Genomic DNA, 9,036 nt, shown 5'->3' on the forward strand with positions numbered 1-9,036 from the left:
TTATTGATGAAATTTTCGCATTTCTTTATACAGCGCCCAATATTTGCGGCCATGCTGTCATTGGTTATTTTAATTGCTGGTGGTATATCACTATTCCAATTACCAGTAAGTGAATATCCAGAAGTAGTTCCTCCAACTGTTGTTGTTACCGCTAACTACCCGGGTGCTAACCCAACCGTTATTGCGCAAACAGTGGCAACACCGCTGGAGCAAGAAATTAACGGTACTGAAAACATGTTGTATATGTTTTCGCAAGGTACAAGCGATGGCCGTATGACATTAACGGTGACCTTTGCGTTAGGTACCGATTTAGATCGTGCTCAAGTACAAGTACAAAACCGTGTAAACAGTGCACTTCCGCGTTTGCCAGAAGAAGTACAACGTTTAGGTGTTGTAGCCGAAAAATCATCGCCAGATTTAACCATGGTAGTGCATTTATATTCACCTGAAAAAACGCACGACACAGCGTACTTATCTAACTATGCCGATTTAAACATTAAAGATGAAATTGCGCGTTTACCGGGTGTAGGTGATATTCGCATGTTTGGTGCTGGCAAATACTCAATGCGAGTATGGCTAAACCCAGATGCACTTGCTGCACGCGAATTAACAGCAACAGATGTAGTAACAGCACTTCGCTCGCAAAACCAGCAAGTTGCTGCCGGTAGCTTAGGTGCGCAACCAATTTCAAACGACAGTCAATTTCAAATATTGTTAAACGTTAAAGGTCGTTTAAACAGTATTGAAGAATTTGAACAAGTTATTATTAAAGTAGGCGACGAAGGTCAGTTAACGCGTTTATCTGATATAGCCCGTGTTGATTTAGGTCAAGATACTTACTCACTACGTGCAGAGCTTGATAACCAACCAGCTCTTGCAATGCCAATATTTCAGCGCCCTGGTTCAAACGCTATTGAGCTTTCCGATCAAGTACGCGAAACAATGGCGCGCTTATCTAAAGATTTCCCTACCGGTGTTGAATACGACATTGTGTACGACCCTACAGTATTTGTTCGCGGCTCAATTGACGCGGTAATTGCAACGTTGCTTGAAGCAATTGTACTGGTAGTTATTGTTGTTATTGTATTTTTACAAACGTGGCGCGCATCTATCATTCCGCTAATTGCTGTGCCTATTTCACTCATTGGTACGTTTGCAGTAATGCAATGGTTAGGCGTGTCGATTAATACCTTGTCGTTGTTTGGCTTAGTATTGGCCATAGGTATTGTTGTAGATGATGCGATTGTAGTTGTTGAAAACGTAGAGCGAAATATCGAAAAAGGCTTATCGCCACTTGAAGCAACCCGCGTTGCAATGAGCGAAGTAACAGGGCCTATTATTGCAATTGCGCTAGTACTAAGTGCTGTATTTATTCCTACTGCGTTTATTACCGGTTTATCAGGTCAATTTTATAAGCAATTTGCCCTTACAATCACAATTTCGACGATTATCTCAGCGTTTAACTCATTAACGTTATCGCCTGCGCTTGCTGCATTGTTATTAAAGTCGCACGATGCAAAACCAGATGCGTTCACGCGTTTACTCAATAAACTGTTTGGTCGTTGGTTGTTTAAACCATTTAACCGCGTATTTAATCGTGGGGCTAAAGGTTACGAAAAACTGGTACAAAAACTAATTCGTATGACTGTTGTTGTTATGGTGGCTTACATTGCACTTGTTGGCGGCACAATTAAGTTATTTGATTCTGTACCAGGTGGCTTTATTCCACAGCAAGATAAACAGTATTTAGTGGCTATTGCGCAGTTACCTGACGCTTCAAGCCTTGACCGTACTGAAGATGTACTTTCTCAAATGCAGCAAATTGCATTAGAAGTGCCAGGCGTTGCCCACACAGTTGCTTTTCCTGGTTTATCAGTGAACGGTTTTACTAATAGCCCTAACAGCGGCATTGTATTTACACCACTTGAAAGCTTTGACAAACGTACCGATCCAAGCCAATCAGCGATGGCGATTGCGGCAGAGTTAAATAAACGTTTTGCTGCCATTGATGAAGCGTTTGTAGCGGTATTCCCGCCGCCGCCAATTCAAGGTTTAGGCACTACCGGCGGTTTTAAACTGCAAATTGAAGACAGAGCAAACAAAGGGTTTGAAGCCTTATTTAATAGCTTGCAAGCCGTAATCGGTAAGGCGCAACAAGACCCTGCATTAATGGGCTTGTACTCAAGTTTCCGTATTCAAGTTCCACAAATGGATATTGATATTGACCGTGAGCAAGCGCTTATTCAAGGTATCCCACTTGATGAAGTATTTAATGCACTGCAAATTTACTTAGGCTCTGTGTACGTAAATGACTTTAATATGTTTGGTCGTACGTACCAAGTAAATGCACAGGCTGATGCTGACTATCGCTTAGACCCTGATCAAATACTTAATTTAAAAGTACGTAACCGCTCAGGTAATATGGTGCCACTGGGATCTGTACTAACTGTAACTCCAACAATTGGTCCTGACCGTGTTATGCATTACAACGGTTACCCAAGTGCAGAGCTAAATGGTAGCCCAGCGCCAGGTTATAGTTCTGATCAAGCACAAATTGCTATTGAAAAAGTACTCGCAGACACATTACCAACAGGTATTGAATATGAGTGGACTGAAGTAACGTACCAACAAGTACTTGCCGGTAACACCATGGTTTATGTATTCCCGTTAGTTGTATTACTTGTATTTATGGTACTTGCAGCGCAGTACGAAAGCTTACGTTTACCACTGGCAATTATATTAATTGTACCAATGACTATTTTCTCAGCCTTGTTAGGTGTGTGGTTTGTTGGCTCAGACAACAACATATTCACCCAAATAGCATTAATAGTACTGGTCGCGTTGGCTTCTAAAAATGCGATATTGATGGTTGAGTTTGCAAAAGATAGACACGACTCAGGCTTATCGCACTTAGAGGCAATACTTGAGGCATGTCGTATGCGCTTGCGCCCAATATTAATGACGTCGATTGCATTTACAGCAGGTGTTGTACCGTTAGTACTTGCCACCGGTGCAGGGGCCGAAATGCGACACGCAATGGGTAACGCAGTATTCTCAGGGATGATAGGTGTAACCGTGTTTGGTCTATTATTCACGCCGGTATTTTATATGTTAGTGACTAACAAAAAAGAGAAAGCGCAGGAGAATACTCATGACTAAATTAATGCAAAAAAGACTTAAAACAAGTCTGACTGCCAGTGCCGTATTAGTCGCTGCGTTTTTAGCAGGGTGTGCGAGTAAAATTGACACCATGAGTGAGCAAAAAGCTGTTAACGAATTTGTTGCCAAAGCTAATGTTGCTAGTAACGTTAGCGTTGCTGATGAAAGAAACTGGTGGAAAAAGCTTAATTCTGATCAACTAAATGAGCTTGTTACTGGTGCGCTTGCAAATAACTATAATTTGCAAACAAGCCAGCTAACACTTAAAAGTGCATTAGCGCGATTAGGAGAGAAAAAAGCCCAATACCTACCGCAAGGTGGCGTAAATGTTGGCGCAGCTCGAAGCGATGCACCAAGCGTGTTTGACCGCCAATCAAGTGCAAACGTTGCACTTGATTGGCAACTGGATTTATTTGGTCGCATAACGGCGTTGGTTGATGCTGCAAATGCATCGGCCATGAGCCAAGCAGAGCAAGTACGTTTACTGCAAATTGAAGTTGTTTCGTCAGTTGTTAAAGGCTTTGTAAGTTATCAAGGAAATGTTGAAAAACAACACATTGTTACGCTTCAAATAGAAGCGCTTGAGCAAAGTATTGACGTTCTTCAAGCTCGCGTTGACGAAGGCGTCGCAAACGAGCTTGATTTAAACCGTACTATGGCGCAGCTTAGGCAGCAACAAGCACTAATGCCTGCTATTGAATATGCAAAATACAGCGATTTATCTGCACTTGCAGTACTAAGCGGTAAGTTAACGCAAAATATTGCTATTGAAAACGAGCAAAGCGTGCTGAAACGTGACTTTAGCGTCGCACTAAAAAACGCTAATAATGCCATTGCCTTACGCCCAGACATTAGCCGTGCATTGTTTGATTTTAGCCAAGCAAATAGTTTAAGTGTTGCAGCAAGTAAAGCACTATTACCCGATATTAGCTTATCTGCATTTGCAGGGGTTGTGAGTATAGATAGCACAGGCTTAAAAAATACCGATCAACAGTGGCAAATAGCGCCGCAGTTACAATGGTCGTTATTAAGCTACCCAGCATTATTAGCACAACGCGACGCGCAGCAGTTCTTAAGTGAAGCCGCTTACAGCGATTATCAACAAGTAGTATTAACTGCACTAAGTGAAAGTGAACTTTCATTGCAATTGTTGGTTAATCAAGCACAGCAAAAACGCTTTGCCGACGAACGCTATGACTTTGCTAATAAAGCATTTTTACAAGCACAAGCAATGTACGAAGAAGGTCAAATTCCTTATCTTGAGTTGTTAGATGCGCGCCAGGATGTTTTAATAGCACAAGAAAATGCTGTTGAAACAACAATCACTTCACTGCTTGCCAAAGTAAATGCTTACCAGTCATTTAATGGCCAATGGAGTTATGCGTTAAACGACACTAATAAGTAGAGTTATATTGATGCCAAATACTGAAAATTTACATGAATACATTATCCCGCAAACAATGCGCGCTATTGTACTGCCAGAACCAAATGAAGCAATTGACTTAGCGGATGCTGAGCTGCCTGTTCCTATTTGTGCAGATAACGAGCTGCTTGTAAAAGTAGAGTACGTTGGTTTAAATCCAGTTGATGGTCAATTTGCTAAAACAGGCTTTTGTAAGTGGCAGTATCCACACATTTTAGGCTTAGATGCCGTAGGTGTTGTGGTTAAAGCTAATAAAGGTGTGTTTCCAAATGTTGGCCAGCGGGTTATGTGGCATGCCAACATTGGTGAGCAAGGTGCTTTGAGCGAATACACCAAAGTACCTAACTTTGCAGTGTCGGTTGTGCCAAGCAGTTTAAATCCGGCCATTGCAGCAACACTTCCATGTGCCGGTATGGCAGCACTTATCAGCTTAGATAAAATAGGCATTAGTGAAGGCGATACTATTTTTATTGAAGGCGGAGCCGGAGCGGTAGGGCAGTTTGCTATTCAATATGCAAAACAGCGCGGTGCAGATGTATTTACCACGGCATCAAAGCGTAACCATAAATTGGTTAAGCAGCTAGGCGCTGATGTGGTTTTTGACTATAGCGATAAAAAGCTATGCGAAAAAATCCGCAGAGAACTTGGCCCGCAAGGCTTTGATGCGGTTATTGATACGATAGGTGGTGAGTGTACTCAGCGTAATATTGAGTTAATGCGTTTTTGTGGACGTATTGCCTGCTTAAATCCGCTCCCTTGTTTTGATCAAGACTTAATGTATCACCGAGCGCCCAATATTAGCGTTGTATCGATTGGTGGTGCATGGCTTGCTAACAGTTTATGTGCACAACAACGTTTGAGTTTTATGGGTAACCTGTTACTTGAAGGAGCTGTTAGTGGCGACATTAAACACCCCGAAATAACGCCCGTAGATTTTAGTGCAGAGTCAGTATCGCAAGCGCTTAATAAACAACTTGCTGGTGGTTTTACCGGCAAGCAAGTTGTTAAAGTTGCTAAGTAAAGCGCTTATACAATTTGATTTAAATTTAAGTAGCTTTAGCTAGATTAACTGATAATGTAGCCTCTACAAATTGAATAAAAACGTAGCCTATTTGTGCTGCGTTTTTTTATGCCTTTAAAAAATAGATACAGCGCTAGAAATTTTGCTGTTTTATTCATCATTTTAGTTAAAATACTTTTTTTCAGCGTACAGCTGTAAGCCTTTGTGTTTCAACAGTTTACGTTCAGGTAAAGAAAATAAATTGAAAAAACTGTTAATTAATTGAATAGAGTAATTGATCTAAACGATTTTTTATGACGTAATGTAGGTATTATTTAGCTGGTCGGATGAGTTCAATCATGAGTTTACGTACAAAACTAAAAAAAGTATTACCAAGTATTTCTATCACAGAACAAGAAGCGCTAGACGCGGGTGATGTATGGCTTGAAGGTTCTATCTACCAAGGTAAGCCTGATTTCAGTGCACTTCGCGACGTACCTGCTGCTACATTAAGCGCAGACGAGCAAGCATTCTTAGACGGTCCAGTAAAAGAGTTATTGGGCATGATTGACGATTCAGTGATTCAAAACGGCATTCATTTACCAAATGACATCTTAGAATTTTTGAAAAAAGAGCGTTTTTTCTCGCTTATCATTCCTAAGTCGTTTGGTGGTTTAGAGTTTAGCCCTTATGCAAACTCTACCATTGTTGGCACAATTGCGACTAAAAGCTCAGCAGTTGCGGTAACCGTAATGGTTCCTAACTCGTTAGGCCCAGGTGAGTTATTACTTCACTTTGGTACGCAAGAACAACAAGCACATTACTTACCACGCCTAGCAAATGGTACAGACATTCCATGTTTTGCATTAACAAGCCCAGAAGCGGGTTCTGATGCAGGTGGTATTCCTGATGTTGGTAAAGTAACTAAAGGTATGTACAACGGCGAAGAAGTCCTTGGTTTAGAAATTACCTGGGACAAGCGCTACATTACACTTGCACCTATTGCTACCGTACTTGGTTTAGCATTTAAAGTAGTTGACCCTGATGGTCTACTAGGTGGTAAAGAAAACCTAGGCATTACCTGTGCACTTATTCCTAAAGAGCACCCAGGTGTAGAGCTTGGTAATCGCCACGACCCAATGGGTATTCGTTTTTACAACGGTACTACACGTGGTAACAAAGTATTTGTACCAATGGATTTTGTTATTGGTGGACAGAAAAACATCGGCCGTGGTTGGCAAATGCTGGTTAGCTGTTTAGGTGCTGGCCGTGGTATTTCATTACCTGCGCTAGGTGTTAGTACAGCACAAGTAGCATTTAAATCAGCATCTGAATACGCAGCAGTGCGTGAACAGTTTGGTTTAGCCATTGGCCAGTTTGAAGGTATTCAAGAAAAACTAGCCGACATTGCAGGTAAAACATACCTACAAGAAGCAATGCGCGTACTTACAACTGAAGGCTTAGGCATGGGTTTAAAACCATCAGTAGTAACCGCAATCGCTAAATACCATATGACAGAGCTTGGTCGCGACGTACTTGATTCAGCAATGGATATTCAAGCAGGTAAAGCGATTCAAAACGGTCCACAAAATACATTAGCAAGTGGTTATGTTGCTCAGCCGATTGCCATTACGGTAGAAGGCGCGAATATTCTTACACGTAACCTAATGATCTTTGGTCAAGGTGTTATGCGTTGTCACCCATATTTACAATCTATGGTTGAGTCAATTCACAGCGAAGACAAAGGCGCAGATAAAGAGTTTAACGGCATTTTACGCAAAACAATTGGTTACAGCACCGCTAACAGCTTCCGTGCTTTCCGCCTTGGTGTTTTACCATTTACCGCAAGTGCTAATTCTGAATTACCAGAAGTACGCGACTACGAAAAAGCAGTACATAAATTATCTGCAAAACTTGCAGTGTACGCAGACTTTTCGTTACTGGTACTTGGCGGTAAGTTAAAGCAAGCAGAAATGCTATCAGCACGTTTAGGCGATGTAATGAGCTTCTTATATGCAGCTATGGCATCAATTAAATACTACGAGCAAAAAGTATCAAGTAGTGACCGTGAGCAAGCAGCGCCGTATTTCCATTACGCGACTCGTTTTGCACTACAAAGCGCTGAAGAAGCATTGCATAAGTTTTTAGATAACTTCCCTGCAAGTGGTACTCGTAAGTTTATTCGTTTCATTACAATGAACTACTCAACTAAAATGCCAAAAATTAGCGATGACTTAATTCGCGAACTAGCAAAACAAGCTCAACTAGATACCGCATTTAAAGCGCAAATTACGCATTTAGTTAAACCAGTAGTGGGCGATGGCCATCATATTAATGAGCAAGCTTACAAAGCTAAAATGGCATCACTTGGCGAGCTGGCTAAAGTTAAAAAAGCACTACGTGCTAAAGTAATTAAACCAGGTATACGCTTTAACATCACGCTTGATAACGCACTAGCGGCAAACGTAATCACGCAAGCTGAACACGTTCAGTTAATTGATTACAACATCAAACGTGAAAAAGCGATTCGTGTAGATGAGTTCGATTTTGATATGAACCTACTAGATGACAACGCACAACCAGTTAACCCGCTTAAAAGCGTAGTTAATCAATAAAATTAAATTCAATGATGCAAAGCGCCCGCAGTATCGGCGCTTTTATTTTTGATTAAAAAATTAGTGTGGAGCCCCGCTTGTGTAAAAACAAGCGGGGCTTTTTTATATTAATAATCGAATTTAGTATTCAGAGGTGTTGTTCCATTAGTTCGATTATATGAAATTGTTACGGGTATGTAAGTATGTAAATATTTAAATAAAATAATAACAACCAACAAGGATTGTTTTGTGAAATTTACATTGTGCTTTTTTCTATTAGTTTTATCTTCAATGGCTTCGGCTGTTACTGATAAATTTAATTTAACTGAAGATGGAAGTAAAACAGTTAGGATTTGGGAGGTTTGGCGTGTTATAGGCGCACGGGAAGCCTTTTTTGGAGCCGCCATTATAAAACCAAAAAACGGGACTTTGAATTTTAATACAGATTCATTTGTTTATAAACCAAAGGCTAATTTTTGTGGTGTAGATACAACAACGATAAATGTCTCATTGATAGATTCTGGCAATAACCCAATTAGGTCTATATCTCTAGAATCCGATGAGCTTGTTGAGTACTCAACAAGTCCTATTTTAAATATTCTCCAAAGCTTTTTTGCCTTTGCAACAAAAGATGATGTAGAAAAGCCTCGAATACAATACGCATCCTATAGAACCTATTCAGCTAATTATCAAACTGTAAGCCAAAATGTGACTCGTTATCCTGTTAAGCTTACTTTTAATGTTGCATGTGTGAACGATTCACCAACGATCACAAACATAACGAATCAGTCAACAAACGAAGACACCACAAAAGCGATAAGCTTTACAGTGGGTGATGTTGAAACAAGCACTTCAAGCCT

The 9,036-nt window shown here is 40.7% G+C and carries 5 protein-coding genes; all 5 read left to right on the forward strand.

Annotated features, from left to right (window positions below; genetic code table 11):
* Positions 1 to 6 precede the first annotated feature (6 nt).
* Positions 7 to 3,159, forward strand: coding sequence for a multidrug efflux RND transporter permease subunit (locus WNY98_RS13970; protein WP_197184900.1), 3,153 nt, complete (start codon positions 7 to 9; stop codon positions 3,157 to 3,159).
* Positions 3,152 to 4,564 carry a TolC family protein gene (locus tag WNY98_RS13975; RefSeq protein WP_342878183.1) on the forward strand — a complete coding sequence of 471 codons (1,413 nt, stop codon included), beginning with the start codon at positions 3,152 to 3,154 and terminating at the stop codon, positions 4,562 to 4,564. Before WNY98_RS13970 ends, WNY98_RS13975 begins: the two co-directional genes overlap by 8 nt.
* Before the next feature lie 10 nt (positions 4,565 to 4,574).
* Complete coding sequence (locus tag WNY98_RS13980) at positions 4,575 to 5,603, forward strand: zinc-binding dehydrogenase (protein ID WP_342878184.1); 1,029 nt, start codon at positions 4,575 to 4,577, stop codon at positions 5,601 to 5,603.
* A gap of 338 nt (positions 5,604 to 5,941) precedes the next feature.
* Entirely contained in the window at positions 5,942 to 8,197 is a 2,256-nt protein-coding gene (locus WNY98_RS13985; RefSeq protein WP_342878185.1) for an acyl-CoA dehydrogenase, read from the forward strand.
* A 228-nt stretch (positions 8,198 to 8,425) separates the two neighbouring features.
* Positions 8,426 to 9,036, forward strand: a 611-nt coding sequence (locus WNY98_RS13990) for a hypothetical protein (protein ID WP_342878186.1), incomplete at its 3' end; no start/stop codon positions are given.

It is taken from the genome of Pseudoalteromonas sp. AS71, assembly GCF_038900275.1.
Classification (GTDB): Bacteria; Pseudomonadota; Gammaproteobacteria; order Enterobacterales; family Alteromonadaceae; genus Pseudoalteromonas.

What these genes read in the sequence shown, in the direction of transcription:
- WNY98_RS13970 (WP_197184900.1), top strand. Translation starts at nt 7, where the DNA reads ATGAAATTTTCGCATTTCTTTATACAGCGCCCAATATTTGCGGCCATG.
- WNY98_RS13975 (WP_342878183.1), top strand. Translation starts at nt 3,152, where the DNA reads ATGACTAAATTAATGCAAAAAAGACTTAAAACAAGTCTGACTGCCAGT.
- WNY98_RS13980 (WP_342878184.1), top strand. Translation starts at nt 4,575, where the DNA reads ATGCCAAATACTGAAAATTTACATGAATACATTATCCCGCAAACAATG.
- WNY98_RS13985 (WP_342878185.1), top strand. Translation starts at nt 5,942, where the DNA reads ATGAGTTTACGTACAAAACTAAAAAAAGTATTACCAAGTATTTCTATC.